The organism is Bradyrhizobium iriomotense (genome assembly GCF_018129405.1).
Taxonomy (GTDB): domain Bacteria; phylum Pseudomonadota; class Alphaproteobacteria; order Rhizobiales; family Xanthobacteraceae; genus Bradyrhizobium; species Bradyrhizobium iriomotense_B.
This window is the reverse complement of record NZ_JAFCLP010000011.1, coordinates 61,323-87,986: the sequence shown is the minus strand read 5'-3', so window position 1 is coordinate 87,986 and position 26,664 is coordinate 61,323. Positions and strand designations below refer to the sequence as shown.

Below are 26,664 nucleotides of genomic sequence, written 5' to 3'. Positions count from 1 at the left end.
GAATGAAGAACGATCGCGGCGATATCGAACTGGCAGGCGTCTGCAAGAGCTTTGACGGCGCGACCTACGTCGTTGACGGCGTCAACCTCAAGATCGCGGACGGCGCCTATTGCTGCTTCATCGGCCCCTCCGGCTGCGGCAAGACCACGATCCTGCGCATGATCGCCGGCCACGAGGACCCGACTGTCGGCGAGATCGTCATCGGCGGCCAGAACGTCGTCGGCCTCGCACCGGTGCAGCGCCGCACCGCGATGATGTTCCAGTCCTACGCGTTGTTCCCGCATCTCACCGTGCGCGAGAATATCGCCTTTGCCCTGCGCGTGCGAGGTCAGTCCAAGGCCGATCGTCTGCGCGCGGCCGACGCCATGATCGAGAAGGTGCGGCTGACGCAATTCGCCGACCGCCTGCCGGCCCAGCTCTCCGGCGGCCAGCAGCAGCGCGTGGCGCTGGCGCGGGCGGCGATCACCGAGCCGCGCGTGCTGCTGCTCGACGAGCCGCTGTCTGCGCTCGACGAGCAGCTCCGCGTCCAGATGCGCCAGGAGCTCAGGCGGATGCAGCAGGAGCTCGGCATCACCTTCATCCACGTCACCCACACCCAGCTCGAGGCGATCGCGCTTGCGGACCTCGTGGTGGTGATGGAGCAGGGCAAGATCAAGCAGGCCGGACCAGCGCGCGAAGTCTACGCCCATCCGCACGACCGTTACGTCGCAGAGTTCATGGGCGGCCAGAACGTACTGTCGGGGCGGGTCGAGAAGGTCAATGGTTCGAGCTTCACGCTGGCGCAGGCGGCACCTGATGGCATCGAGGTGCCTCTCCTGGCGCGCTCGACCGTCAGTGTCGGCGACAAGGTCGATATTGCGGTGCGTCGCGACGACGTGGCGCTGGTGAGGCCCGGCAAAGATCTGCCGCCGGGCTGCACTACGTCGCTGCCGAGCCGCGTGCTCGCGATCGAATACCAGGGTTATTTCGTCAAGGTCATGCTCGACACGGTGCCGGACGACGAGTTCGTCGCCTACGTGCCGGAAAAGACCTTCTTCGCAGATCCCTTCACCGTCGGCGACGTCGTCATGGCCACATGGTCTACCGGCAGCGCACTTCCACTCGCCTAAAGATCCGTCGCGCACAGGAGTATGACCGTGCAGATATCCTTCACACTCAACGGACGGCCAACCACTGTCGATGTCGAGCCGGCAACGCTCGTCGCCGAGCTCTTGCGTGAGCAGCTCAATCTCACCGGCACCCATATTGGCTGCGATACCAGCCAGTGCGGCGCTTGCGTCGTACATCTGAACGGCTTGCCGGTGAAGAGCTGCACATTGCTCGCGCCTGGGCTCGACGGCGCGAGCCTGCTCACCATCGAAGGTCTGCAAGGCGCGCCGGGCTCGAACCGGATGCATCCGATGCAGGAGGCGTTTCGCGAGCATCACGGCCTGCAATGCGGCTTCTGCACGCCCGGCATGCTGATGACGGCGGTCGCGCTTGCCACCGAGAAGCCGGACCTGACGGAGGCCGATGTCCGTCACGCCCTCGAAGGCAATATCTGCCGCTGCACCGGTTACCAGAACATCGTCGTCTCGGTCATGGCCGGCGCCGCCGCCATGAACGCCGCCAAGGGAGAGTGACCATGGGCAACGTGATCGGCATCGGCGCGGCACCGAAGCGGAAGGAGGACCAGCGCTTCCTCACCGGACGCGGCAATTACGTCTCCGACATCAAGCGGCCGGGCATGACGGCGGGCGTGTTCGTGCGCTCGCCGCATGGCCATGCAGTGCTGCGCGGCATCGACAAGAGCGCGGCGCTGGCCTCGCCCGGCGTCATCGCGGTCCTGACCGGCGACGACGTCGCCGACGACGGACTGGGTTCGCTGCCCTGCGGCTGGGGCATCAGCGACGCCAAGGGCGTGCCGATGAAGGAGCCGCCGTTCCCGATGCTGGCGCAGGACAAGGTGCGCTTCGTCGGCGACATGGTCGCCTTCGTTGTCGCCGAGACGCCGGAGCAGGCGAATGCGGGTGCCGAGCTGTTGAAGATCGACTACGAGGTGCTGCCCTCCGTGGTCGGCGTGCTCGAAGCCGTCAGGCCGGATGCGCCGCAATTGTTCGATGACGTGCCGAACAACATCTGCTGCGACTGGGAGCTCGGCGACAAGGCTGCGGTCGAATCCGCCTTCAAGAAGGCGGCGCATGTCGCCAAGCTGAGCCTCGTCAACAACCGCCTGATTGGCAACCCGATGGAGCCGCGCGCGGCGATCGCCGAATACGAGCCGGGCACGGATCGCTTCACGCTGTGGACGACCAGCCAGTTCCCGCATGTCGTGCGCTTCCTGATGGGCGCGCTGGTGCTGAACATCCCGCAGCACAAGCTGCGCGTGGTCGCGCCCGATGTCGGCGGCGGGTTCGGCGTCAAGCAGTTCCATTACGGCGAGGAGGCCGTGATCACCTGGGCCGCCAAGCGCGTGCGGCGGCCGGTGAAATGGGTGGCGAGCCGCTCGGAGGGCTACGTTTCCGATCGCCATGGCCGCGATCACGTCACCGAGGCCGAGCTTGCGCTCGACGAGACCGGAAAATTCCTCGCCTTCCGCGTCAACACGCTCGCCAATATGGGCGGCTATCTCTCGACCTTCGGGCCGAACATCCCGACCAATCTCTACGGGCCGCTGCTCGGCGGGGTCTACACCACGCCCGCGATCTACTGCAATGTGAAGGTGGTCTTCACCAACACCGTGCCGGTCGACGCCTATCGCGGCGCGGGCCGGCCCGAGGCGACGTTCGTGCTGGAGCGCATCGTCGACGTCGCAGCCAGCGAGATGGGGATCGATCGCGTCGAAATCCGCCGCCGCAACATGATCCCGAAGGAAGCCTATCCGTACCAGACGCCGGTGCTGGTGCAGTACGATTCCGGCGATCCCGTGGGCTGCCTCGACGGCGCGCTGGTCGCCGCCGACGTCAAGAACTTCGGCGTGCGCAAGGCGGCATCCGCCAGCAAGGGAAAGTTCCGCGGGCTCGGCTACTCCACCTATGTCGAGGCCTGCGGCCTTGCGCCCTCGCGCTTCGCCGGACGGTTAGGCGCGCGCGGCGGTCTCTACGAGAGCGCCACGGTGCGCGTCCATCCGACCGGGCAGGTGACCGTCATGATCGGCACGCACAATCACGGCCAGGGCCACGAGACCACCTTCGCGCAGATCGTCTCGGACAAGTTAGGGGTCGCCTTCGAGAATGTGGACATTGTGTTTGGCGACACCGACCGCGTGCAGTTCGGCATGGGCACGTATGGCTCACGTTCCCTGGTGGTCGGCGGCGCCGCGCTGTCGAAGGCGACGGACAAGGTGATCGTCAAGGGCAAGAAGATCGCGGCGCATTTGCTCGAAGCCTCCGAGGCCGATATCCAGTTCGAGGCCGGCAAGTTTTCCGTCGCCGGCACGGACCGCATCAAGACCTTCGAGGAGATCGCGGGCGCCGCCTACGTGCCGCACAATTATCCGCTCGAGGTGCTGGAGCCGGGGCTGGAGGAGCAGGCCTATTACGACCCCGTCAACTTCACCTATCCCGGCGGGTGCCACATCGCCGAGGTCGAAGTCGATCCGGAGACCGGCACGGTGACGCTGGTGAACTACACCGCGGTCGACGACGTCGGCACGGTCATCAACCCGATGATCGTCGAGGGCCAGCTGCATGGCGGCATCGTGCAGGGTGTCGGCCAGGCGCTGTTCGAGAACGCGGTCTACGACGAAGGCTCCGGGCAGCTGCTGTCGGGCTCGCTGATGGATTACTGCATGCCGCGCGCCGACCATCTGCCGATGATGAAGGTCGCGACCCATTCGACGCTGTGCACGCACACGCCGATGGGCGTGAAAGGCTGCGGCGAGGTCGGCACTATCGGCTCGCCCGCCGCCGTCATCAACGCGGTGGTCGACGCGCTGTCGCATCTCGGCGTCACCCATGTCGACATGCCGGCGACGCCGAACCGGATCTGGCGCCTGCTGCAGAACGCGTCGCTGCCGGTCGCCGCGGAATAGGGAGGATAATGATGAAACCATTTGCCTATCACCAACCCGACCAGATCCCCGCCGCCGCCAAGCTCCTGGCCTCGATCGACGACAGCAAGCTCGTTGCCGGCGGCATGACGCTGATCCCGACGCTGAAGCAGCGGCTGGCGAGTCCCGTCGCGCTGGTCGATCTGTCGAGGCTCGGATCGCTGAAGGGCATCACCGACGATGGCGCGACGATCACGATTGGTGCGATGACGCCGCATGCGGTGGTAGCAAGCTCCAAGCTGGTCCAGACAAAAATCCCCGGGCTCGCCGCGCTGGCCTCGATGATCGGCGATCCCGCAGTGCGCAGCCGCGGCACCATCGGCGGCTCGGTCGCCAACAACGATCCGGCGGCCGACTATCCCGCCGGTGTGCTCGGCCTCGGCGCGACCGTCATCACCAGCACGCGCGAGATCGCTGCCGACAAGTTCTTCCTCGGGCTGTTCGAGACGGCGCTTCAACCGGGCGAGATCATTACCGCGATCCGCTTCCCGGTGCCGCTCAAGGCAGGCTACGCCAAGTTCAAGGCGCCGGCGTCGCGCTACGCGCTGGTCGGCGTGTTCGTCGCGAAATTTGCCGATGGGGTTCGCGTCGCCGTCACCGGCGCGGGGCCGGGCGTATTCCGGGTGCCGCCGATGGAGGCGGCCCTGTCTGGCAATTTCGATGCCTCCGCGATCGCGGCGATCAAGATCGACAATGACGGCCTCACCTCCGACATTCATGCCGAAGCCGATTACCGTGCACATCTCGTCACGGTGATGGCCAAGCGCGCCGTCGACGCGGCGCTCAGCTAATTCTTTAGGGTTGATGATGACTGATGGTTCCGGCCGAACGGCCTTCCCGCCGGCGCCGACTGGCCTTGGCGCGCTCTCGGTTACCGAGATCATGGCCGGCTACCGGCGCAAGGCATTCACCCCGCGCGACGTCGTCGACGACACCATCACCGCGCTTCAGGCAACGAACGAGGCCTGCAATGCGGTGGTGACGCCGATGTACGAGCAGGCGAGGGCGGAGGCTGACCGTCTTACGAAGGAGATGCGTGCGGGCGAGGCCAGGGGTCCGCTTGCCGGCGTGCCTGTCACGATCAAGGATCTCGTCTTCGTCGCGGGCGTGCCGGCCTATGCCGGCTCGCCGATGAACAAGGCGTTCGTGCCCGACGTCGATGCCGCCGTGGTCTCGGCGTTGAAGGCATCCGGCGCGATCATCACCTGCAAGACCACCACCTGCGAGTCCGGTTACAAGCTCACGGCCGACAGCCCGGTCACCGGCACGACGCGGAATCCCTGGAACCCTGATCGTACCAGCGGCGGCTCGAGCGGCGGCGCGGCAGCCGGTGTTGCCGCTGGCTGCGGGCCGATCGCGATCGGCACCGATGGCGTCGGCTCGATCCGTGTGCCTTCGTCCTTCTGCGGTGTGTTCGGCCTGAAGCCGACCTTTGGCCTCGTCCCGCGCTCTCCCGGTTTTTCGCCGCCGTCCTGGGCTTCGCTCGCCCATACCGGGCCGATCACGCGCACCGTGGCGGACGCCGCACTGACGCTGGAGATCATCGCGGGTTACGATCTGCGCGATCCCGCCAGCCTGCCGGTGTCGCCGCGCCGTTTCGACACCAGCGCGGCTTCGTTGAGCGGTCTTCGTATCGGCGCCAGCGTCGATCTGGGCTATGCTGCGGTCAGCCCCGACGTGCGCGCGGCGTTCAACAAGGCACTCGGCATTCTCGACTCCTGCGGTGCACAGGTCACCATGGACGGTCCGGGCCTCGATCCCGGCATCCTGGAGCACACGCTGAAGCCGATCGCTTTCACCGAGCAGGCGGCAGCAGTGGCGACCAAGACCACGGCCGATCTCGCAAGCTCCGAAGCAGACTATCGCGACGTCGTCAGCGCCGGCCGTCACTACAGCGGCACGGACTATATCGAGGCCGGCTACCGGCGCGGGCTGGCGCGCAATGCGTTCCTGAAACTGTTCGAGCGCGTCGATGCGCTGGTGACCCCGACCGTCGCGGTGACCGCGTTCGAGGCCGGGCAGATCGGTGTCGGCTCGATCGACGGCCGCGAGGTGGACCCGCATCTCGGCTGGTCGCCCTTCACCTGGCCGATCAATCTCGCCGGCCTTCCTGCGGCAACGCTGCCTTGCGGCTTCGACCGCGACGGCATGCCGATCGGTCTGCAGATCGTCGCGCCCTGGCTCGACGAGCCCACGATCTTCCGCATCGCCGCAGCGTTCGAGCAAGCGCAGCCCTGGGCAAAGTTCTGGCCGTCGATGGCGTTGAGCGAGAAGGGGCGAGTGGGGGCACAGGCGTAGGGGGCTGGAACCCGCTGGGCTCGCGCCCGCCGCGGCTCGAAAATTTTCGAGGCGCCCCCTTGAAATCGATATCGGTTTTTCTAAGTCCTTTTTCGCCGCGAGAGCGGTGTGCCGGACGCCAGATCGGGTCCGGTGCGGGCGCCGGACTGGTCGTCGGACCTGTCTGATACCCTGTCCTGCGCTCCTTCGTATCCATCTTGCTCTTAGGAGGACTTGGTTATGAGGACCAGTTTCGACTTCGCGCCCCTGTGGCGCTCCACCATCGGCTTCGATCATCTGGCCGACCTCGTCGACAGCACGCTGCGCCAGGCGACCGAGGACAACTATCCCCCCTACAACATCGAGCGTTCCGGCGAGGATCACTACCGCATCAGCCTTGCCGTGGCGGGCTTCGGCGCCAACGACATCACGGTGACGGCCGAGCAGAACGCGCTCACCATCGAGGGCCAGAAGCCCGAGACCGCGACGCGCGAATATCTGTACCAGGGCATCGCCGCGAGGCCGTTCCGGCGCGTGTTCAATCTCGCCGACTATGTCCAGGTGAAGCAGGCCTCGTTCCAGGACGGGCTGCTGATCATCGACCTGGTCCGTGAGGTGCCGGAAGCCATGAAACCGCGCCGGATCGCGATCACGAACGGCGCTCCTGCGGCATCGCAGATCGAGCAGAAGAAAGCAGCCTAGCGCTCGATCGATCCAATGGCGGAACGCGGCGCGCCAATGCGCGGGCCGCGCTCCCGATGCATGAAGGAGGCAATCATGGGTTTTCGTGATCTCGTTCCCTGGTCGAGAAACCAGGATCTTGCGCCGGCGCGCGAGAATTTCGATCCCTTCCTGACGCTTCATCGCGAGATGAACCGTCTGTTCGACGACGTCCTCCGCGGCTTCGGCGGGACCAGCCTGTCGCCGCTGATGGAGGGCCGTTTCGGGTGGCCGAAGGTCGAGCTCAGCGAGATCGACAAGACGCTGACCGTTTCGGCGGAGCTTCCCGGCCTGACGGAGAAGGACGTCCAGGTCGAGATCGCCAATGGCGTCCTGACCGTCCGCGGCGAGAAGAAGGCGGAGCGCAACGGCGAAGGCAGGTACTTCACCGAGCGCTATCACGGCGCCTTCGAGCGGCAGATTCCGCTTGAGGGCGTTGAAGAAGACAAGGCCGAGGCGTCGTTCACGAACGGTGTCCTGACCGTGTCACTGCCGAAATCCGAAAAGGCGCGCGAGGGCGTCAAGCGCATCGCGATCAACACGCATTAGCGTCGAGCGCGGCGGCGGCGAATGCCGCCGCCGTCCAATCGTCAGCAAACCCATCCCTTGGAAAGGAGCATGAGGGGAGGTACCACCATGACCAATGTGAATAACAATGCCGGCACTCTCAATCCGCTGTTTCATCCCGCGGCCCACTACGACTCGCCTGCCGATGTTCTGAATGCGACTGAGCTCTCTCCACCGGAGAAGCGGATCATCCTGTCGTCCTGGGCGTCCGACATGTACGCAGTGGAGTCCTGTCCAGCCTTGCGCGAAATCCCCGGCATGAGCCACACGGTTCGGCTCGCCGATATCCTGGCCGCCCTGCGCAAGCTCGACGGCGACAATGACAATGACGACCCGCCGGGCGGCGGCGGCGTCCCGATGCGGCTGCGGCGGCCCTGGGCCGCCGCAGAGGGGCGAGGCGCATGATGCGAGGCTGATCGTCAGGCCGCGAGGAAACATGGTTCAAGCCGCGCGGTAGTCCAGCTCGCCCTGCAAGTCCTTGATCAGCCGCCGCTCGCGCTCGATGCGCTGGCGGTAGAGTTCGCGCTCGTGCTCGGTCTTGGCGCTTGCAAGGAGCAGTTCGTAGTGACCGATCACCTTCTCGCTGCCTCGAATGAGCAGCTCCCGGTAGCCGTTCATCGCGCCGCCCTCATCTCGGCCGGCGTCTTCGCGCCGCCGAAGGAAACCGGGAAGGTCGCCGCGGTCAGGCTTTCAAGCGCGCTGCGTTCTTCTGCGAGACGTCTTTCGATGAACTGACGCTCAAGCTCCGACAGCCTGGTCTTCAGAAGACGCCGGTAGCGGTGGATGTTGTTACGGTGTGCACTAATGCGGGCCAAATTCTCATCGAGCATCGTCGTCTCTCCAGACGGTCGCGTTAGGTCCTTTGATTTTGAGGGTGAGAAAGAGCTTTCTCGGTGCAAAAAATATGCAGCCGGAATTCCGTGTCAAGAGGATTGCGGCGCGTCGTCGAACACCTGCTGTCGCAGGAGTTACGACAGCTCGATCGGTGCGCCGCGGATAAAATGGCGCTTCTTACGCAGGTCGCTCATGAGGAGCTCTGCGAGCATCTACGCCGCAGACTCTATATTCACCAAAACTTCTCCGGCGATGATTTCGGGGTCCCCAAGATCAAGGTCATGCAAGCTTGCTTGAATGAACCCCATCACCCTGGCGTTCGCCGCATTCGCGCTTTCGCGGTCCTCAAATATCATCACGGCGACACCAACGCCTCCGCCCCCGTCCAACACATAATATGACTTGAAGCCGGGCGACTCCCTCAGGATTTGACCGACGCCGCTTTTGGCGCGGCGGGCAGCATCCGCGACCGAACGAACCTTGGTGTACTTTCGAATGAGTATGAACATCAGGCCACCCTTGCGTCTCGGTTCCTGCTCCACGCATCAAAGCACACCGGGCCGGTGCTGGACTAGGGCGTACTTATGAAAGGGATCAAGAACGGAGCTCGACCGAGCAATGTCCGACCTGGCGCGTGATGGGCGGACGCAGTTGGGTTTCGGGTATTTCTGACCACCTCTGCGATACACTTCAGGAAAGCTCAATCGGGACGCCGCGACCGCTGAGCTCTTCGTCGAGACGCAGATAGTGCGCGAGATAGTCGTGCAAGGCGGTTGCGGCCTTCGAGGTCGCACCGCTCGACTTGTAGAGCAGGAGCTCGATCTTCGGCAGCGGCGGCAGGCCTTCGTTCGGACCGATCTCGCGCATCGCCGGCACCAGCGCGCTGCGGCCGAGCACGGTGACCGCCATGCCGGCGAACGCCGCCGCCTGAAGGCCGCCGACGCTTTCGCTGACGCAGGCGATGCGCCAGCGCAGGTTTGCGCGCTCCAGCGTGTCGATGGCGTAGTCGCGATAGATGTTGCCGGGCGGCAAGAGCGCCAGCGGGATCGGGCGCTCCTGGTGCGCGGCGGATTGCTCGCCGGTCATCCAGACCAGCTGCTCGCGGCGAACTACTTGGCCGCCGGTGAAATCGTTCATGCGGGTGACGAGCGCGATGTCGACGTCGCCGCGCTTGACGAGGCCGACCAGCGGCGTCGAGAGCGCGCAATTGAGCTCGACCTGCACGCGCGGAAACGATTTCCGGAACACGCTGAGGATCTGCGGCAGCATGAACGCCGCATAGAGGTCGGGCGTGCCGAGCACGACCTGGCCCTCGATCTCCTGTGACGCCAGCTGCGAGATCAGCTCGTCGTGCAACCTCAGGATGGATTTGGCATAGGTCAGGACCGTGGTGCCGTCGTCGGTCAGCGTCAGCCTGCGGCCGCCATGCTCGAACAATTGCTTGCCGGTGAGCTCCTCCAGCCGCTGCAATTGCAGCGTGATCGCCGGCTGGGTACGGCCGAGCCGGCGCGCGGTCTCGGTGATGCTGCCGGTCTCTACCACCGAGATCAGCGACCGGAGCATGCGGATGTCGAGGCTGATGAGGTTCATGCGGCGTCCATGTCGCCCAGAATTTATGCAAGTTCCGTGCTAACCGATTTTATTGGTCGCTGGGGAGGGGCGCCATAAGGCGATGCTAGATCGCGCCGCCCAGCGTTGCTGGCATACTGAATATCGGTTATCAGCCGGATCGGCGCGCAAGAACGCCGCCCAACGAAGCCATGAGGGAGCAAAACATGAAATGGACCACGCGCCGGGACCTGCTCGCGACTGCCGCGGCCGTCACCGCAGTTTCCATCGCCGAAGCAACGCCGGCCGCCGCGCAAGCCGCACCCAAGCCGATCTTCCCGGTACCGATGGTCGCGATTCCGATTGTCGGCGAGACCCAAGTGTTTCAGGTCCGCCGCATCTACTGCATCGGGCGCAACTACGCCGCGCACGCGATCGAGCGGGGCTCGGACCCGAACCGCGAGCCGCCGTTCTTCTTCCAGAAGCCAACGGACGCGATCCAGAACGTCGCGATCGGCGAGGTCGCGGACCATCCCTATCCGTCGCTGACCAAGAACTATCATCACGAGGTCGAGCTGGTGGCGGCGCTGAAATCCGGCGGCACCAACATCCCGGTCGATAAGGCGCTCGACCACGTCTATGGCTACGCGCTCGGCCTCGACATGACCCGGCGCGATCTCCAGAACGGCATGGCCGCGGAGAAGAAGCCCTGGGAGATCGGCAAGAGTTTTGATCATGCCGCGGTGATCGGCCCGATCCACCCGGCGAGCAAGACCGGTCATTTCGAGAAGGGCGCCATTTCGCTCGCGATCAACGGCACGGTGAAGCAGAACTCGGATCTCAGCAAGATGATCTGGAGCGTCGCCGAGCAGATCGCAAAGCTCTCGGAGGCGTTCGAGCTGAAGGCCGGCGACATCATCTATTCCGGCACGCCGGAGAACGTCGGCCCGGTGGTGAAGGGCGACGTGCTGCTGTGCAAGCTCGAAGGTCTGCCGGACATGTCGATCAAGATTGTCTGACCTTCGCCTCTCCCCGCCTGCGGGGAGAGGCCGGATTGCATCGCAGATGCAATCCGGGTGAGGGGGACTCTCCGCGCGTACCACTGTCGCCGTCCCCGCGGAGACTCCCCCAACCCTCTCCCCCGCAAGCGGGGCGAGGGAGCGCACCGTCGGCTTTGTTGACGGATCGTCTACCCTCGTAGGCGGAAATGCCGCGGCATAGCTTGATTGCTTCGTTAGGTTTGGTCTTCCTCGAGGTCGCGCCGTAGTTGCGCCGACTGGCCCCTACTTGAGCTTTGCCCTTGAATTGCCGGAGTTCCATCGGCGATTGCCGCGTGTTGGGCAACGGACAAACGTCCTGTGGCCATATTTGAGTAGGAGTGATCTTCCCTTGAGGGAGGCGCTCCGATGAAGAAAGCTCTGATCACTGCCGTCGTTCTGCTGCTAGGCGTGCCTGCGGGTGCTGCCGCACAGGAGCGTGCTGGTGCTGCGGCAATCGGAGCCGTGTCAGGCGCCGTGGTGCTGGGGCCGATCGGTGCCGTCGCCGGCGCGGTGGTCGGTTATACCGCCGGACCTGCAATCGCCCGGTCCTGGGGCGTGAAAGAGCAGCGCTCGGCGCGACATCGGCAGCCGCCGCGTCGCGAGGCTTATCGCGCAGCCGGCGCTCCGCCGCGCACGCGCCAGGCGATGGATGCCAACGGTCAGATGAGAGCCGCCAGCAATCCGCCGGTGCAAGCCGCGCCTGCGGTGCAGCCGGTGCAAGCGGCTCCTGCCGCGCCTGCGGAGACCACGCCGCCGCCCGCTCAGGGATTCGAATGAGGCCCTGATCTTCAGGCCGCAGAGGTCTTCGGCCGCAGCCGATCGACCGTCCGCGCGATCAGTGCGGCCACCTCCGGCACCTTCGGGCCGATGCGAAACTCCGGCCCCGCCACGACGACCGACAATCTGCGGTCGCCGATCGGCAACGGGATCGCGGCGCCGGCGAGATCGCGGCTGTAATCTGCAAAACTCTGGCAATAGCCGCGCGAGATCGAGTTGCGCAGCTCGGTTTCCACCGCCTCGATGCTGATCGGCGTCGACGGGCCGTATTGCTTGAACTCGATCTTGCGATACACGGAGTCGCGCTCCTCCTGCGAATATTGCAGAAGCAGCGCGCGGCCGCTTGCGGTGGCGTGGATCGGCACGCGATGGCCGATGGTCGCGAAATAGCGGATCGCGGCCTTGGACTCGACGACGTCGATGAACACCGCCATCACGCCGGCCGGTGCCACGATGGACGCGGTTTCGCCGGTCTCGGCGGAGAGATCGGAGATCAGCTGATGCGTCCAGGGCGGCAGCGGCTCGACCTCCGAGATCATCCGCGCCATAGCGAGCCACCGCGGCGTCGGGTAGAAGCCGGCGCGCGGCCGCGGTTCATAGAGGTAGCCCTTCTCCGACAGCGTCGCGAGCAGGTTGAAGGTCGACGAGCGCGGCCAGCCGAAATGATCGGCGATCTCGGCAAGTGTCGCCGGCTTCTTCACTTGCGCGAAGAATTCCATGATCTCCAGGACATTTGCAGCTTGGCGAACGATCATGGCGAGGCTTGCGTTCCGGTCTAGGGCTGGCCGAGGATTTTCTTCGCGGCGCGAAGATGCGGCTTGTCGATCATCTGGCCGTCGAGCCGCAGCGTGCCGGAATTCGGATTGCTCGCGAACGCAGCGATGACCTTTTCCGCCCAGGCGCGCTCCGCGTCCGTCGGCGCGAACGCCGCATTGACGACATCGACATGCTTGGGGTGAATCAGTGCCTTCGCCGAAAAGCCGTCGCGCCGCGCCGCGCGCGTCTCCTGCTCGAGGCCCGCGAGATTGTCGATGTCGGTATAGACGGTGTCGATCGGCGCGACCTCGGCCGCAGCCGCTGCCATCAGGCAGAGATCGCGCGCGAGGCGATAGGGGCTGTGGAACACGCCGCCGCTCGCTTTCTCGGTGGCGCCGAGCGAGGCGGAGAGATCCTCAGCGCCCCACATCAGGCCGGCGAGGCGAGGCGAGCAGCCCTTGTAACTGCCGAGCCCGAAGATCGAGCCGGCCGTCTCCGTCGCGACGCAGACGATGCGGGTCGTGCCGATCGCGATCCCGGCTGCGGCTTCCAGAGCTTCGAGCCAGGTCGCGACCTGGCGCACATCATCGCCGCCTTGCGATTTCGGCAGCACGATGCCGTCGGGCCTGCCCGGTATCACCGCGGCGAGATCGGCGAGCGTCATGCCGGTGTCGAGCGCGTTGACGCGGACGTAGAGCTGGTGCGGGCCGGGACGGCTCTTCAGCATCGCCAATGTCAGCCCGCGTGCCTCCGGCTTCTTCTCGGTGACGACGGAGTCCTCGAGGTCGATGATCAGAGCGTCGGCCTTGCCTTCGCTCGCCTTCTCGAATTTGCGGGGGGAATCGCCCGGCACGAACAGCATCGAACGCATCAGACCGGCCTCTTGTGCATCATCGCCATGCGGCGGCATTTTCCGACGATCTCGTCGTTCTGGTTCAGGGCGTGGTGCTCGAACTCGACGATGCCCGCCCTCGGGCGCGATTTGGATTCCCTCAACGAAAGCACCTTCGTCGTCGCCCGCAAAGTGTCGCCATGGAAGACCGGTTTCGGAAAGATCACGTCGGTCATGCCGAGATTGGCGACGGTTGTCCCCAAGGTCGTATCATAGACCGTCATGCCGATCATGATGCCGAGGGTGTAAAGGCTGTTGAAAATGCGCTGGCCGAACTCGGTCTTTTCGGAGAAATGCGCGTCGATGTGCAGCGGCTGCGGATTGAGCGTCAGCAGGCTGAACATGGTGTTGTCCATTTCCGTGACGGTCCGGGTCAGCGGATGCCTGAACTCCTGGCCGACGGAAAAGTCTTCGAAATAAAGTCCGGCCATCGCGATTTCCTCCCTCTATTGGTGCGATTTGGCCCGCGCTGCCGTTACGGTGGCGCGGCCAGGTGAACGGCTTTTTGCCGTGCGAGCGCTCTGATCTCCTCGGCCGAGAAACCGGCCTCGTGCAAAATGTCGCGGCCGTGCTGGCCGAGCGTCGGTGCGGGGCCGGCGGCCTCCGGCTGGGTCACGCTCCAGGTCGAGGGCACGCGCATCTGGCGGATGCGGCCTTCCACGGGGTGATCCACGGTCCTGAAGAAGTCGACCGCCTTGAGATGCGGATCGTCCAGAATCGTTTCCAGCGTATGCATCGGCATCACCGGAATATCGGCGCGCTCCAGCAGCTCGCGCCATTCCGCGGTGGTGCGTGTTGCAAAGATGTGGCCGATCTCCTCGTAGATCTCGTCGATATGCCTGGTGCGCGCGGCGTGATTGGCAAAGCGCGGCTGATCGAGGAAATGCGGCTGCCCGATCGCCTCGAAGAAGCTGCGCCAATGCTTGTCGTTGTAGATGAGCACGCAGAGATAGCCGTCGCTGGTCTTGTACGGCTTTCGATAGCGCGAGAGCAGGCGGGCGTAGCCGCCATGGTCGAGCGGCGGATCGTAGGTCAGTCCGCCCAGATGATCGACCAGCACGAACTCCGCCATGGATTCGAACATCGGCACGTCGATGCGCTGGCCGATGCCGGTGCGCTGCTGGTGCATCAGCCCACCCATGATGGCATTGACCATCATCAGCCCGACGATGCGGTCGGCGATGGTGACGGGGACGTAGCGCGGCGTGCCGTCGCCGGCAGCAGCTAACAGCGTCGGAATGGTGGCGGCACCCTGGATCAGATCGTCGTATGCGGGTTTTGCAGCGTAAGGGCCTGACTGGCCGTAGCCGAACGCGCCGACATAGACGAGCGCGGGATTGATCGCGCGAAGTGTCTCGTAGTCGAGGCCGAGCCGCGCCATCGCCTGCGGGCGCACATTGTAGACCAGCGCGTTGGCGCGCTTGGCCAGCCGCAGCAGCGTGTCGCGGCCTTCCGTCTTCTTGAGGTCGAGCACGATGCTGCGCTTGCCGCGATTGGCATTGTGAAACATCCCGCCCATGCCGGGCGTGCGACCGGGACCGATCTGGCGAACGATGTCGCCCTCGGGGCTTTCGATCTTGATGACGTCGGCACCCATGTCCGCCAGCACCTGGGTGCCGTAGGGGCCCATCAGCACCGAGGTCAGGTCGAGAATGGTGAAGCCGGCGAGCGGTCCCATGAGGCCTCGTGAGATAAATTCATATGCGTGGAGTTAGAGTTCAGAAAACGAAGGTGTCAATTCGACACGGCCGGTGTGACGCGCATAGCTCCATGCATAGTTCATATACTTGACATATAAATTCACATATATGTACATTTTCCTCAAGCAAGAATTGGAGAGGACCGGCGGTGCTGCAGCAATCGGCTGCCGCGTTCGGCCTGGGGACGCGTCAGGGAGAACGAGATGAAGACGAAACTGGTCCGGGCCGCCGCGGCGTTCGTACTCTCGCTGCCGGTCTCGACGTTGCAGGCGCAGGCGCTGGAGCTAAAAGTCGCCGATAGCTTCCCCGCCGATCACTATCTCGTCCGCCTGATGCTGAAGCCGTGGATGGACGACGTCACCAAGCGCACCAACGGCGGCGTGACCTTCACCCATTATCCGAACCAGCAGATCGGCAAGGCCACCGACATGCTGCGGCTGACCCAGTCCGGCGTGGTCGACATCGGCTACATCGGGCCGTCTTACGTCTCGGACAAGATGCCGCTCTCCGAAGTCGCGCAGCTGCCGGGCGCATTCCAGACCAGTTGCCAGGGCACGCTCGCCTATTGGAAGGCTGCGCGGGAAGGCATTCTGGCCAAGCAGGAATACGCGCCGAACAAGATCAAGCTGCTGATGGCCGTGGTGCTGCCGCCCTATCAGGTGTGGACCGCCAAGCAGAAGGTCGAGACGATCAAGGACATGCAGGGCCTGAAGCTGCGCACCACCGGTGGCGCGCAGGATCTGACCGTGCGCACGCTCGGCGCGGTGCCGGTGCGCATGGCTGCGCCCGATGCCTATGAATCGCTGTCGCGCGGCACGATGGACGGGCTGCTCTTCCCCATGGACAGCGTCGTCGCCTACGGCCTGGACAAGCTCGTCAAATATGCGACCGAAGGCGTCAGCTTCGGCAGCTTCATCGTCGCATACTCGATCAATCAATCGGTCTGGGACAAATTGCCCGATGATGTGAAGAAGGCGATGGACGCGGCGTCGGAAGCGATCACGCCGAAGGCGTGCGCCGACGTCGACAAAGAGCAGGACGTCACGCAGCAGAAGATGAAGGACCAGGGCATCAGCTTCACCGCGCTTCCGGAAGCAACGCGCGCGGACATGAAGGAGAAGCTCAAGGGCGTTGCGCAGGAATGGGCGAGCGCGCTGGACGGCCGCGGCAAGCAGGCCTCCGCAGCGCTCAAGGAGTTCGAGGGCTTGCTCGCGGCCGCCGGGGCGAAGTAGCCGAGCGCGATCGCAGCGAAAAAGGAGACGCCAGGGATGATCAAGCGGGCAACGGATGTGCTCGGCGTACTGGAGCGTGCGCTGACGGTGATCGCAGCGATCTCACTCTTCGCGATCATGGCGCTGGTGGTGGCCGACGTGTTCATGCGTTACGTCCTGAACAGCCCGTTCTCCTTCACCTACGACCTGATCGGGCTCTATCTGCTCGCCGGCGTGTTCTTCCTGACGCTGTCGGACACATTGCGCGTGCATGCGCATGTCGGCGTGGACATCCTGCTCTCGCGCTTTCCGCCCGCGGGTCGGCGGCTGTCGGAGGTCGTCACCGCGCTCACCGGCTTGTTCGTCTTCGCCCTGATCTGCAAGGTCGGGTTCGAGCGCGCGCTGGAGAATTACGAGCAGCACGACGTGCTCGCCGGCGCCATTCCGTGGCCGACCTGGATTTCGGCCGCGCTGGTGCCGTTCGGCTGCGGCGTGCTCGTGCTGCGGCTGGCGCTGCAACTCGTCGGAAACGTGCTCAGCCTCGTCTCCGGACGTGATCTCTTTCCTTTGCCGCCTGTCAACGAGACCGGCGAAGCCCACTCCTTCGAATAACGGCGGCATCGATGACAGTCACTCTCGTGCTCGGACTGCTTTTTCTCCTGCTGGCGATCGGCACGCCGGTCGGATTCGCCATGGGATTTGCCGGCTCTGTCGGCCTCCTCATGGTCGGCGGCACCGGCACGCTGTTCGGCATCCTGCAGACGGCGCCGCTCTCGACGGTTTCGTCCTATGAATTGATCACGATCCCGATGTTCCTGCTGATGGCGGACCTCGTTCTGCTGTCCGGCGTCGCCGACGACATGTTCAAGGCGGCGTCCGCATGGGTCGGCCGCATCCCCGGCGGGCTCGGCATGGCGACGGCGCTCGCCGGCGCCGGCTTTGGCGCGATCTGCGGCACCTCGACGGCATCGGCCGCGACGCTGTCGTCGACGAGCCTTCCGGCGATGATCCGCCAGGGCTACGAGCCCAAGATGGCGGCCGGCGTCGTCGCGATCTCGGGGACGCTGGCCATGCTGATCCCGCCCAGCGTGGCGCTGGTGATCTTCGGTCTGCTCGCCGAGGTCAACATCGGACAGCTCCTGATCGGCGGCATCATTCCGGCGGCGCTCGTGACCGCCACGATCATGGCGACGATCTATTTCCTGGTCTGGCAGGATCCGTCCCGTGCCCCGCGGGTCGAGCCTGTCTCCTGGCGCGAGCGGTTTTCCTTGCTGTGGCAGGTCGGCCCGATGGCGCTGCTGTTCTCGCTCGTCACCGGTACCATCTATCTCGGCGTGGCGACGCCGACCGAGGCTTCGGCGCTCGGCGCTGCCGGCGCGCTGGGGCTGGCATTCGCCAAGCGCAGGGTGACCGCGGCCTCGCTCTATCGTGCCCTGCTCAGCGCCTGCCACGGCACCTGCATGATCGTGACGATCCTCGTCGGTGCCTCGATCTTCGGCTACTTCTTCACGCTCACCCATGTCACGCAGGATCTCGTCGCCTGGGTCGGGTCGTTGCAGGCCTCGCGCTGGGTCATCATCACGCTGATCCTGTTCGGCTACATTGTCCTCGGCTCCTTCATGGACCAGATCGCGATCCTGGTCTTGACCGTGCCGATCGTGCTGCCGCTGATCAAGACGCTCGGCTTCGACCCGATCTGGTTCGGCGTCATCAAGATCGTCACCGCCGAGGTCGGCATGATCACGCCGCCGGTCGGGCTCAACTGCTTCATCGTCGCTCGCTATGCCAAGCGGCCGGTGGCGGAAGTGTTTCACGGCACCTTTCCGCATTTCATCGCGCACCTGATTGCGATCGCGATTCTGGTGGCGTTTCCGTCTATCATCCTCTGGCTGCCCTCGCAGATGGGGCGCTAGGATCGGAGCCCGGCTCCCAAGAAGGAGATCAAGAACATGGATTTCGCGCTCACCGATCAGCAGGAAGCCATTCGCGATGCCATTGCCAAGATCTGCGAGGGCTTTCCCGATGCCTATTGGCTGAAGAAGGACCATGACGGCGGCTTCCCGCATGATTTCCACAAGGCGCTGGCTGACGCCGGCTGGCTCGGCATCTGCGTGCCGGAGGAATATGGCGGCTCCGGGCTCGGCATCACCGAAGCCGCGATCATGATGCGCACTATTGCGGAATCCGGTGCCGGCATGTCGGGCGCCTCCGCGGTACACATCAACGTGTTCGGGCTCAATCCCGTGGTCGTGTTCGGCACCGAGGAGCAGCGCAAGCGCATGCTGCCGCCGATGGTCGAGGGCCGCGAGAAGGCGTGCTTCGCCGTCACCGAGCCCAATACCGGCCTCAACACCACGCAACTGAAGACCCGCGCGGTCGCCAAGAACGACCGCTACATCGTCAACGGCCAGAAGGTGTGGATCTCGACCGCGCAGGTCGCGCACAAGATCCTGCTGCTGGCGCGTACCACGCCGCTGGAGGAGGTGCGCTCGCCGACGCACGGGCTCAGCCTGTTCTACACCGATTTCGACCGCAACAGGATCAAGGTCCACGAGATCGAGAAGATGGGCCGCAAGATCGTCGATTCCAACGAGCTCTTCTTCGAGGACTTTGAAATTCCGATGGAAGACCGCATCGGCGAAGAGGGCAAGGGTTTTCAGTACATTCTCGAAGGCATGAACCCCGAGCGCATCCTGATCGCGGCGGAAGCCGTCGGCCTCGGCAAGCTCGCGCTGTCGCGCGCGACCGAATACGCCAAGACGCGCGTTGTTTTCAATCGTCCGATCGGCAAGAACCAGGGCATCCAGCATCCGCTCGCGGTGAACTGGGTCGAGCTTGAGGCGGCCTGGCTGATGGTGATGCAGGCGGCCTGGCAATACGACAAGGGCTTGCCTTGCGGCGCCGGCGCGAACGCCGCGAAATATTTCGCCGGCGAAGCAGGGTATCATGCCTGCGAGCAGGCGGTGATGACCCATGGCGGCTTCGGCTACGCCAAGGAATTCCACGTCGAGCGCTACTTGCGCGAAGTGCTGATCCCGCGCATCGCGCCGGTCAGCCCGCAGCTTGCGCTCAGTTTTATTGCGGAAAAGGTGCTCGGGCTCGCCAAGTCGTACTAGGCTCAGCGCCAGCGGAGGATCGCCATGAACATCGCTCACCACCTCCTGCGTGCCGCCAGGGCTGATGCGTCCGCGCCGGCCCTGCTCAAGGGGCTGACGCCGGTTGCGGACTACGGCCGGCTCGGCGCAACTATGGCGTCACTGGCCGCCTCGTTGCAGCAGCGCTTCAGTCTCGCCAAAGGCGACCGCGTCGCGCTGCTGATGAAGAACGTGCCCGACTATGTCGCCTGTCTCTATGCCTGCTGGCATGCCGGCCTCGTCGCCGTTCCCATCAACGCAAAACTGCATCCGCGCGAGGTCGCGTTCATTCTCGACAACTCCGGCGCTGCGGTCATGTTCGTGACCGAAGACATGGCAGGTGTTGCCTCGGAAGCACTGACGCTCGGCACGGCAAAACCGCGCATCGTCGAGATCGGCTCGGCCGAACATCGCGGTATGGAGAAGGTTGACGGCATCGCCATCGCCGATGTCAGGATCACCGATCCCGCCTGGATCTTCTACACCAGCGGCACCACCGGCCGCCCCAAGGGCGCGGTGCTGAGCCATCGCAATCTGCTTGCGATGTCGCTGAACTATCTCGCCGAGATCAACCCGATCGTTCCTGGCGAGGCGCTGCTGCACGCCGCGCCGATGTCGCACGGCTCCGGCCTCTACATGGTGCCGCATGTGCTCGGCATGGGCGCGCAGATCATTCCGGAGAGCGGCCGCTTCGAGCCGGACGAAATTCTCGAGCTCACGGCGAAGTGCGACGGCATTTCCTTCTTCGCTGCGCCAACCATGGTGCGGCGCCTGACGGTCGCGGCGGAAGCGACCGGTGCAACCGCGCCCGGGCTGAAGACCATCATCTATGGCGGTGGCCCGATGTATGTGGCCGATTGCAAGGCTGCGCTCGCCGTGTTCGGGCCGAAGCTGGCGCAAATCTATGGTCAGGGCGAGACGCCGATGACCATCACGTATTTGCCGAAGAGCATGCATGTCGACGCCGGCCATCCGCGTCACGAGGAACGTCTCGCCTCGGTCGGCATCGCACAGGGCGTGGTCCAGGTGCGCACCGTGAATGAGGCGGGCCGGGACGTTGCGCCTGATGAGATCGGCGAGATCATCGTGCGCGGCGATACCGTGATGTCCGGCTACTGGCAAAACCCGGACGCCACAGGGAACACGTTGCGTGACGGCTGGCTCTACACCGGCGACATGGGCGTCTTCGATGCCGATGGCTTCCTGACGCTGAAGGACCGTTCCAAGGACGTCATCATCTCCGGCGGCACCAACATCTATCCGCGTGAGGTCGAGGAGGTGCTGCTGCGGCACGAGGCCGTCGCCGAGGTCTCGATGATCGGCCGGCCGCATCCGGAATGGGGCGAGGAGGTGGTGGCCGTTGTCGTTCCCGTCGCGGGCAGGACGGTCACGCGAGAAGAGCTCGACCAGATGTGCAATGCGTGGATCGCTCGTTTCAAACGGCCCAAGCACTATTACCTCACCGCCGAATTGCCCAAGAACAGCTATGGCAAGATCGTGAAGACGGAGCTGCGCGCGCTGCTGGCTGAGTCATCCGCACGCCTGATCCCGATGGGTTGAGGCGGCAATGTCAGGGGAGCCGCCGCCGATCGATTTTTCCGGCTTGATCCGGGAAGGCGATCTCGTGGTGTGCGGGCAGGCGACAGCGGAGCCGGTCACCCTGACCGAAGCGCTGATGGCGCAGGCGGCGCAACTTCCGCCGTTTCGGATGATGGTCGGACCGGTGTTCTCGGAGACGTTTTCCGCAGCAAGCGCGAACGTGTCGTTCCAGAGCTATGGCGTGATCGGCAATGCGCGGCGGCTCGCCAAGGCCGGGCGGCTTGACGTGATTCCAAGCAACTACAGCGCCTTCTGTGCAGATTTCGCCGCGCGGCGCCACAGGGCGGACGTCGTTCTGGTGCAATTGGCGGAGGCCGATGATGGAAGGCTCAGTACCAGCCTCTCCAACGACTATGTCATCGATGCCGCGCGCGGGGCCCGCCTCGTCATCGCGGAGATCAATCCGGATGCGCCCTTTACGTTCGGGGCGGAATGGCCGGAGGATGTGCCGATCCAGATGCGCGTAGCTGCCCGCCGTCCGCCGGTCGAACTGGCATCGACGCCGCTCGACGATGTCTCGCGTCGTATCGCGGGGCATGCAGCAAGCCTGATCTCCGACGGCAGCACGCTCCAGTTCGGCGTCGGCCGCATTCCGGACGCGATCCTGTCGTCGTTGTCCCATGCGCGCGATCTCGGCATCCATTCCGGCCTGATCAACGATGCCGTTGTCGATCTGATCGAACGCGGCGCGGTGACGAATACGAAGAAAGGGATCGATGCCGGGATCACCGTCACCAACCAGGTGATCGGGACCCGGCGGCTCTATCGCTTCGTGCATGAAAACAAGGCGGTAGCAGTGCGGCCGACGTCCTACACGCACGGTCAAGGCGTTCTGGCGCAGATCGACCGGTTAGTCGCGATCAACTCGGCGCTTCAGGTCGGACTCGATGGCAGCGTCAATTCCGAGACGCTGAATGGCGTTGCGGTCGGCGCGATCGGCGGGCAGCTCGATTTCGTGCGCGGCGCCAATGCGTCACGCGGGGGCAGGGCGATCATCGCGCTGCCGGCGACGGCGTCGGACGGGACCAGCCGGATCGTCGCCAATGTCGAGACCGTGACGACACCCCGCGCCGATGTCGACGCTGTCGTCACCGAATGGGGCATCGCCGAGCTGCGCGGCTGCGGCCTTACCGAGCGTGCGCGCCGCTTGATCGCGATCGCAGCGCCCGAGCATCGCGACGCACTGTCGGCGCAGGGTCGCAGGCCCGCGCGCTAGCTCAGTTCATCATCGCAAGCGTCGGGCGCGGGCCCTCGCCGGACCCGATGATTGCAGGAATATCGGCCGCCTCGCCGGCGATCATGCCCGACATCTGCCAGAACAGGTGCGCAAGGCGGGAGAACACCAGCCGCTCGCGCTCGGCAGGAACGGTGCCATCAGGGATCGTCACGGTTTCCAGACCGACGACCTTCTTGAAATCTGGCCAGATCGTCATCGATTGCGCGATCACCGAATAGCAGCGCGGATCCTCGTCGCTCTCGTCGGGCGCCGGCGGCAGACCCGGATATTGCGTCGGCGCGACGTAGAACTTGTAGGCGCCATAGCCGAGCCGGAGCAGGAACTTTTCGGGGACGGCGACGTCGGCGGCAAAGGACACCAGCCGCGCCCCGCTCAGCACGTCCGCTTCGATCGCGCTGAGGTCCGCTGCGCGCAGCGCCGAGCAGAAGGCGAGATCGCGATTGTGCTCGCGGAGCAGGTTGGCGAGCGGCTGCTGCTGTTGCACGGTATCGGTGAGCAGGATGATGGTCTTGAGCATCGTCTGAGATCCGTCAGGGGAAGAGATGGCGGGCGGTCATGGCCGCATGTTCGGAAGCGTGGATCGCGAAGAAATCGTTGGCGATGCGCTGTCCCGGCGCGATCTCCAGGACGCGGTAGCGCGCGAGAGCGGCGGCTTCGCGCGCGGCGCCGACGTCGTCCTGCCAGGCGCAGAGCGACAGCTCCAGCCGGCCGTAGCCGCCGCAATCGGCGGCATAGGCACCGGTCACGGCTTCCACGGTTGCAGCCACCGCGCCCGCGTCACTGGCCGAGACGTCGCGCAGGATCACGGCGATGCCGCCGCCGGTCTCGGCTTTCGAGGTCATCACCATGAAGGCGTCGCGGGAGCCGGTGCGGCCGGCACGGCGGGCCGTGCGCACGATGCCGGCAAAGCCGGGGTCGGGACCAAGCTCCAGTGTCGTGGTCTGCTGGTCATGCAGGATCGTGGCGCGCATCGCGCCGAGGTCGCCTTTCAGCGAATGATAGGAGCGGGGAAGCCACACGGTATCGAGCGGCCCCTGTGAGGAGGTCAGGCTCCAGGCCTGGTCGAGCAAATAGCCCTCCCAGATCGCAGGATAGGATGCGGCGAGCTGCTGCCAGGCGCGGAGCAGCATTTCGGCGCGCTGGGTGCGGCCGAGATAGAGCGTGCGCGCCGACATCTCCCAGCGATTCCACTTGTGCAAGGCGACATCGCAGCCGAGGAAGGACGGCAGCAGCGGCGCCTCGCGCAACACGGCGCCGGCCTCGACGAACAGCAGCGGCTCGCGATACTTGTTCCACATCCGCACCATGAACTCCGCTTTCTCGAAGCAGAGGATGCGCTCGCCGAGCTGGGTCTCGATCGGCTCGATGTGACAGGCGAGGTCGAAGCGCTCGAGCGAGTGCCGGAGCGCGAAGGCAGCGGTCGCATCGCCGCCCCGCGGATAGCAGGAGACGATCCGCGGGCGGATCGTGGACGTGTCGGCTGCGGTGAGGAATTTCGACCAGCCGATACCGCCCCACCACATCTCGTGCGGGCCGTCCGCGCCGCAGGGGCCGACGGTGCCGAATTCGGTCAGCTTGGACTTGAGGAAATCGAAGCCGGGATTCTCGCTTCTGGGAATGACGACAGCGCAGCCGGGGGTGAGCGAGCGATAGAACAGCTCGGCGGCCGCCCCGCTCGGCGGCTCCCTCAGAACGATGACGCCGTTCCGCCGCCCCTCGCTGAAACCGTCGAGCATCGGCGCACCGTAGTGCTCGACCAGCCAGCCCAGGCGGTTGCGCTGGGCCGGGCCGAGCCTGACACCGCCGGATTGCAGCAGCCGATCAAGGTCTTCGTGCGTCCCGTCCGTCAATTCCGTGCCCCTCGCGCCAGCCTTGGACTTCAACGTCCGGGGCGGCGCGATCAGGCGCACTATTTGGTGCCGGCACCGAGCGGAGTGATCGCGACGGAATAGATCGCGATTTCCTGCGTCATCGGCGCCACCGGGATCAGCAGGCAGCCGTCGTCGCGCTCGGCGCGATAGTGCTCGCCGTTCCGTTGCACGCCGGCATAGACCAGGCTCCCGGCTGCAATGCCGACGACGTCCTGACTTGCGGCGGCCTCGCGGGTCTCGCCGGCGGATTGCACAGTGACGCCATGCAGGAGGCCCTCGGCCGCGAATTTCGGCAACGGAAGCGCCAGCATGGCGATACCCATGGCGCGCGAAACCGGAACGCGCACGCGCAGCTCCCCGAGTCCGGTTCGGTGCACGGCGACCGATTCCAGCGCCGCCTCGCCATTGGCGCGAAACAATCCGACCTGAACCATTCCACAGGGACTCTCTTCGAAGACGTCGGCGGGCAGGCGGTTGGCGCCGAACAGCGTATAGAGATAGGCGTAGGAAGGTGACATCAGCGCGAAGCTGCCTGCAAGCCACATCGGCGGCCCGGCCGAGGTGCAGGCAGCCGAGAGGCCGCGCGCGGTGATCTGATTGCGGACGAAATCGCGGTCGAGCATCGGCGCCAGCGCCTGAGTGCCGAGATTGACGTCGTGCTGCAAGCCGCCGAGCAGCGCCAGTTCGTCGTCATCGGGCAGCAGCAACAGGCGCGCCAGCGTCGCGGCACTCCAGCGTACCGCGACGTCGGGCGCGGCATAGGGGCTTAGGGAGAAGTCCCGTGCGACATCCCCGGCGCCAGCCGCGAAGGCGAGCGCGCCGGCCTGGATTTCGGCGGCCAGCGCGATCTGGCTGGCGGAATGCGGGTTGATCTCGCGCAGGACCTGGTCGCCGTCATAGTCGCGCACCGAACCATCGGCGGAGCAGCAGGCCTGCTCCAGCAGCGCGACGTTGCGCAACAGCATGCGCTTGGCGTGGGGCGCGATCACGAGATCGGAGATGAAACCTGTCGCGCTGTCCTGCTCGGCGAGATCGTCGAAGCAATCATCGAGGGAGATGAGATAGGCGCCATGAAGACGGATATTGATTCCTTCCAGGTCGAAGACCCGCCGGAGGGCCTTCTGCACGCTGCCGGAATAGCCGAGGTCGGCAAGCACGAGGTCGGTACAGTCATCGAAGTCCGGTATCGCGTGGCGCAGATAGGCGAGCAGCCGCGCACGCTGGATTGTGGCGAGCTCGAGAAGCTCGCCGGTCTCCATCAGGGCGGGCAACGCCTCGGCGAGTTCTTGGCCGGTCACGATCCCGTCGGGCGATTTCGCGAAGAACGCCGCGACTTTCGGTGGCAGGACCTTGACCATGTTGCGAAATGTCGGCGCGTCGAGCTTCGCTATCTTGGCGAGAAAGTCGACGAGCGGCTGCATCGTGTCGGCCGAGGCCATCAGGCTGACACGGCGGTTGATTTCGAGATAGGCCGAGGTCGCCCCGTGCAGATCCTGCCAGATCCGGTGCGACAGAAAGCCGTCACGGCCGAGAAAGCCAAGCGCCACCCGCCGGCCGGGACCCGCGATCTGCTCGCAGCGCCCCGCGACAAAGGCGTCGAAGGCGGTCATCACCGGACCGAGCACCGTCGCGCCAAGGTGAAAGGCGGGAGACCTCTCGGCGCTTCGTGCGGCCGTCATGCGCCGGAGTGTGCGCGAACCGTGATCGAGTCGCGAAGGGACGCCCGGGCACAGCAGCTCGAACAGCGCGGTTTCACGCTGCAGTTTCGAAGTCAATTCCCGCGAGGCCTGGGGATAGTAGCGCGGCCGAATGCCGTGGCGTCGCGCACCCTTGATGTCGGCGTGCTCGTTGTCGCCGATATGGAAGGAGGCGCCGGCGTCGACGCCCTGCTCGGTCAGGTATTTTGCGAACAGCGCTTCGCTTTTGCCGCTGCCATGGTCGCAGGAGGCATAGAGAAAGTCCCACACGAGGCCGGGGCGGCAGGCGCGCAGCAGCCGCGCCAGCCGGGCGGAATCCCAATAGGTGTCGGAGATGAATCCGACGCGATGGCCGGCGCGCTTCATTTCTGAATATTGCCGAAGCATGTCCGGATTGACGCGGCAAAGCTCGAGCTCGGCCGCGAACTCCGATTCGACGAGGTCGCTCAGATCGCGGCGCGTGAGACCGAACAGATTGAACGGAAAGAACGAATAGATGTCCTCGATCTGAACTTCGACCGCACCGCGCTTTTCCTTCGCGGCCCTGCGTGCGCGCCCTTCGGCCTGGATTCGATGCTGAACGAAACTGACGGAAACATTCGGACAAGTTCTTGAAATGCCCGAGAGCTCGTAAGTCCTTTCAAATACGCCATCTGGGCTCGTGCAGGCACGAAGCAGAAATGTATCGAAAACATCGAACGACCAAGCAGAAACAATTTCGGCGCGGCGCGCTGCGCCAGTCGTTGCGATCGTCATGCGGCAATTCCCCGTCCA

The 26,664-nt window shown here is 64.9% G+C and carries 27 protein-coding genes; 16 read left to right on the top strand and 11 right to left on the bottom strand.

Annotated elements, in window-relative coordinates; all coding sequences use genetic code 11:
• The first annotated feature begins 2 nt into the window (after nucleotides 1–2).
• The 8 genes from JQ592_RS22320 to JQ592_RS22285 all read left to right on the top strand — a co-directional run bounded on the left by JQ592_RS22320 (nucleotide 3) and on the right by JQ592_RS22285 (nucleotide 7,999).
• Nucleotides 3–1,109 (top strand): ABC transporter ATP-binding protein, encoded by a 1,107-nt coding sequence (locus JQ592_RS22320; protein ID WP_211404944.1) that lies wholly within the window; start codon nucleotides 3–5, stop codon nucleotides 1,107–1,109.
• Nucleotides 1,110–1,130: 21 nt separating this feature from the next.
• Nucleotides 1,131–1,622 carry a (2Fe-2S)-binding protein gene (locus JQ592_RS22315; protein ID WP_211404943.1) on the top strand — a complete coding sequence of 164 codons (492 nt, stop codon included), beginning with the start codon at nucleotides 1,131–1,133 and terminating at the stop codon, nucleotides 1,620–1,622.
• 2 nt (nucleotides 1,623–1,624) lie between these two features.
• The gene (locus JQ592_RS22310) at nucleotides 1,625–4,012 is read left to right on the top strand and encodes a xanthine dehydrogenase family protein molybdopterin-binding subunit (protein WP_211404942.1); all 2,388 of its coding nucleotides are present in this window, start codon (nucleotides 1,625–1,627) and stop codon (nucleotides 4,010–4,012) included.
• Nucleotides 4,013–4,023: 11 nt separating this feature from the next.
• Nucleotides 4,024–4,821 (top strand): FAD binding domain-containing protein, encoded by a 798-nt coding sequence (locus JQ592_RS22305; protein ID WP_211404941.1) that lies wholly within the window; start codon nucleotides 4,024–4,026, stop codon nucleotides 4,819–4,821.
• A 16-nt stretch (nucleotides 4,822–4,837) separates the two neighbouring features.
• Nucleotides 4,838–6,328: an amidase gene (locus tag JQ592_RS22300; protein ID WP_211404940.1), complete on the top strand. Its 1,491-nt coding sequence runs from the start codon at nucleotides 4,838–4,840 to the stop codon at nucleotides 6,326–6,328.
• A gap of 219 nt (nucleotides 6,329–6,547) precedes the next feature.
• Complete coding sequence (locus JQ592_RS22295) at nucleotides 6,548–7,009, top strand: Hsp20 family protein (protein WP_211404939.1); 462 nt, start codon at nucleotides 6,548–6,550, stop codon at nucleotides 7,007–7,009.
• Nucleotides 7,010–7,084: 75 nt separating this feature from the next.
• Nucleotides 7,085–7,576, top strand: a complete 492-nt coding sequence (locus JQ592_RS22290; protein ID WP_211404938.1) for an Hsp20/alpha crystallin family protein — start codon at nucleotides 7,085–7,087, stop codon at nucleotides 7,574–7,576.
• Nucleotides 7,577–7,663: 87 nt separating this feature from the next.
• Complete coding sequence (locus JQ592_RS22285) at nucleotides 7,664–7,999, top strand: hypothetical protein (protein WP_211404937.1); 336 nt, start codon at nucleotides 7,664–7,666, stop codon at nucleotides 7,997–7,999.
• Nucleotides 8,000–8,035: 36 nt separating this feature from the next.
• Here the strand turns inward: JQ592_RS22285 and JQ592_RS22280 are convergent, their stop codons facing one another.
• From JQ592_RS22280 to JQ592_RS22265, 4 genes are all read right to left on the bottom strand, one after another.
• Nucleotides 8,036–8,212 carry a hypothetical protein gene (locus JQ592_RS22280; RefSeq protein ID WP_211404936.1) on the bottom strand — a complete coding sequence of 59 codons (177 nt, stop codon included), beginning with the start codon at nucleotides 8,210–8,212 and terminating at the stop codon, nucleotides 8,036–8,038.
• Nucleotides 8,209–8,424 carry a hypothetical protein gene (locus JQ592_RS22275; protein WP_211404935.1) on the bottom strand — a complete coding sequence of 72 codons (216 nt, stop codon included), beginning with the start codon at nucleotides 8,422–8,424 and terminating at the stop codon, nucleotides 8,209–8,211. The genes JQ592_RS22280 and JQ592_RS22275 overlap by 4 nt, the downstream gene beginning before the upstream one ends.
• Nucleotides 8,425–8,640: 216 nt before the next feature.
• Nucleotides 8,641–8,937: a hypothetical protein gene (locus JQ592_RS22270; RefSeq protein ID WP_211404934.1), complete on the bottom strand. Its 297-nt coding sequence runs from the start codon at nucleotides 8,935–8,937 to the stop codon at nucleotides 8,641–8,643.
• 181 nt (nucleotides 8,938–9,118) lie between these two features.
• Nucleotides 9,119–10,018: a LysR substrate-binding domain-containing protein gene (locus JQ592_RS22265; protein ID WP_211404933.1), complete on the bottom strand. Its 900-nt coding sequence runs from the start codon at nucleotides 10,016–10,018 to the stop codon at nucleotides 9,119–9,121.
• A gap of 185 nt (nucleotides 10,019–10,203) precedes the next feature.
• On the opposite strand from JQ592_RS22265, the gene JQ592_RS22260 reads away from it, so the two are divergent.
• Together JQ592_RS22260 and JQ592_RS22255 are read left to right on the top strand one after the other, a co-directional pair.
• A complete protein-coding gene (locus JQ592_RS22260; RefSeq protein WP_211404932.1) occupies nucleotides 10,204–10,995 on the top strand; it encodes a fumarylacetoacetate hydrolase family protein in 792 nt (263 codons plus the stop codon).
• 387 nt (nucleotides 10,996–11,382) lie between these two features.
• Nucleotides 11,383–11,793, top strand: a complete 411-nt coding sequence (locus JQ592_RS22255) for a hypothetical protein (protein ID WP_211404931.1) — start codon at nucleotides 11,383–11,385, stop codon at nucleotides 11,791–11,793.
• An 11-nt stretch (nucleotides 11,794–11,804) separates the two neighbouring features.
• Here the strand turns inward: JQ592_RS22255 and JQ592_RS22250 are convergent, their stop codons facing one another.
• The 4 genes from JQ592_RS22250 to JQ592_RS22235 are packed head-to-tail and all read right to left on the bottom strand — an operon-like array spanning nucleotide 11,805 to nucleotide 15,119.
• Nucleotides 11,805–12,548 carry an IclR family transcriptional regulator gene (locus tag JQ592_RS22250; RefSeq protein ID WP_211404930.1) on the bottom strand — a complete coding sequence of 248 codons (744 nt, stop codon included), beginning with the start codon at nucleotides 12,546–12,548 and terminating at the stop codon, nucleotides 11,805–11,807.
• A 20-nt stretch (nucleotides 12,549–12,568) separates the two neighbouring features.
• Entirely contained in the window at nucleotides 12,569–13,420 is an 852-nt protein-coding gene (locus JQ592_RS22245) for an HpcH/HpaI aldolase/citrate lyase family protein (RefSeq protein WP_211404929.1), read from the bottom strand.
• Entirely contained in the window at nucleotides 13,420–13,872 is a 453-nt protein-coding gene (locus JQ592_RS22240) for a MaoC family dehydratase (RefSeq protein WP_211404928.1), read from the bottom strand. The genes JQ592_RS22245 and JQ592_RS22240 overlap by 1 nt, the downstream gene beginning before the upstream one ends.
• A gap of 44 nt (nucleotides 13,873–13,916) precedes the next feature.
• Entirely contained in the window at nucleotides 13,917–15,119 is a 1,203-nt protein-coding gene (locus tag JQ592_RS22235) for a CaiB/BaiF CoA transferase family protein (protein ID WP_211404927.1), read from the bottom strand.
• A gap of 225 nt (nucleotides 15,120–15,344) precedes the next feature.
• On the opposite strand from JQ592_RS22235, the gene dctP reads away from it, so the two are divergent.
• Genes dctP through JQ592_RS22205 form a run of 6 tightly spaced genes read left to right on the top strand, consistent with a single transcriptional unit; the run spans nucleotide 15,345 to nucleotide 22,301 of the window.
• Nucleotides 15,345–16,373 carry a TRAP transporter substrate-binding protein DctP gene (gene dctP, locus JQ592_RS22230; protein WP_211404926.1) on the top strand — a complete coding sequence of 343 codons (1,029 nt, stop codon included), beginning with the start codon at nucleotides 15,345–15,347 and terminating at the stop codon, nucleotides 16,371–16,373.
• A 36-nt stretch (nucleotides 16,374–16,409) separates the two neighbouring features.
• A complete protein-coding gene (locus JQ592_RS22225) occupies nucleotides 16,410–16,964 on the top strand; it encodes a TRAP transporter small permease (protein ID WP_211404925.1) in 555 nt (184 codons plus the stop codon).
• Nucleotides 16,965–16,975: 11 nt separating this feature from the next.
• Entirely contained in the window at nucleotides 16,976–18,265 is a 1,290-nt protein-coding gene (locus JQ592_RS22220) for a TRAP transporter large permease (RefSeq protein WP_211404924.1), read from the top strand.
• Nucleotides 18,266–18,301: 36 nt separating this feature from the next.
• Entirely contained in the window at nucleotides 18,302–19,468 is a 1,167-nt protein-coding gene (locus JQ592_RS22215) for an acyl-CoA dehydrogenase family protein (RefSeq protein WP_080134126.1), read from the top strand.
• A 24-nt stretch (nucleotides 19,469–19,492) separates the two neighbouring features.
• Entirely contained in the window at nucleotides 19,493–21,046 is a 1,554-nt protein-coding gene (locus tag JQ592_RS22210; protein WP_211404923.1) for a class I adenylate-forming enzyme family protein, read from the top strand.
• Between the two features lie 7 nt (nucleotides 21,047–21,053).
• Entirely contained in the window at nucleotides 21,054–22,301 is a 1,248-nt protein-coding gene (locus tag JQ592_RS22205) for an acetyl-CoA hydrolase/transferase family protein (protein WP_211404922.1), read from the top strand.
• Between the two features lies 1 nt (nucleotide 22,302).
• Here the strand turns inward: JQ592_RS22205 and JQ592_RS22200 are convergent, their stop codons facing one another.
• Genes JQ592_RS22200 through JQ592_RS22190 form a run of 3 tightly spaced genes read right to left on the bottom strand, consistent with a single transcriptional unit; the run spans nucleotide 22,303 to nucleotide 26,646 of the window.
• Complete coding sequence (locus tag JQ592_RS22200; RefSeq protein ID WP_211404921.1) at nucleotides 22,303–22,839, bottom strand: hypothetical protein; 537 nt, start codon at nucleotides 22,837–22,839, stop codon at nucleotides 22,303–22,305.
• Nucleotides 22,840–22,852: 13 nt separating this feature from the next.
• Nucleotides 22,853–24,172, bottom strand: a complete 1,320-nt coding sequence (locus JQ592_RS22195) for a hypothetical protein (RefSeq protein WP_211404920.1) — start codon at nucleotides 24,170–24,172, stop codon at nucleotides 22,853–22,855.
• A gap of 59 nt (nucleotides 24,173–24,231) precedes the next feature.
• Entirely contained in the window at nucleotides 24,232–26,646 is a 2,415-nt protein-coding gene (locus tag JQ592_RS22190; RefSeq protein ID WP_211404919.1) for an HAD family hydrolase, read from the bottom strand.
• Between the last annotated feature and the right edge of the window lie 18 nt (nucleotides 26,647–26,664).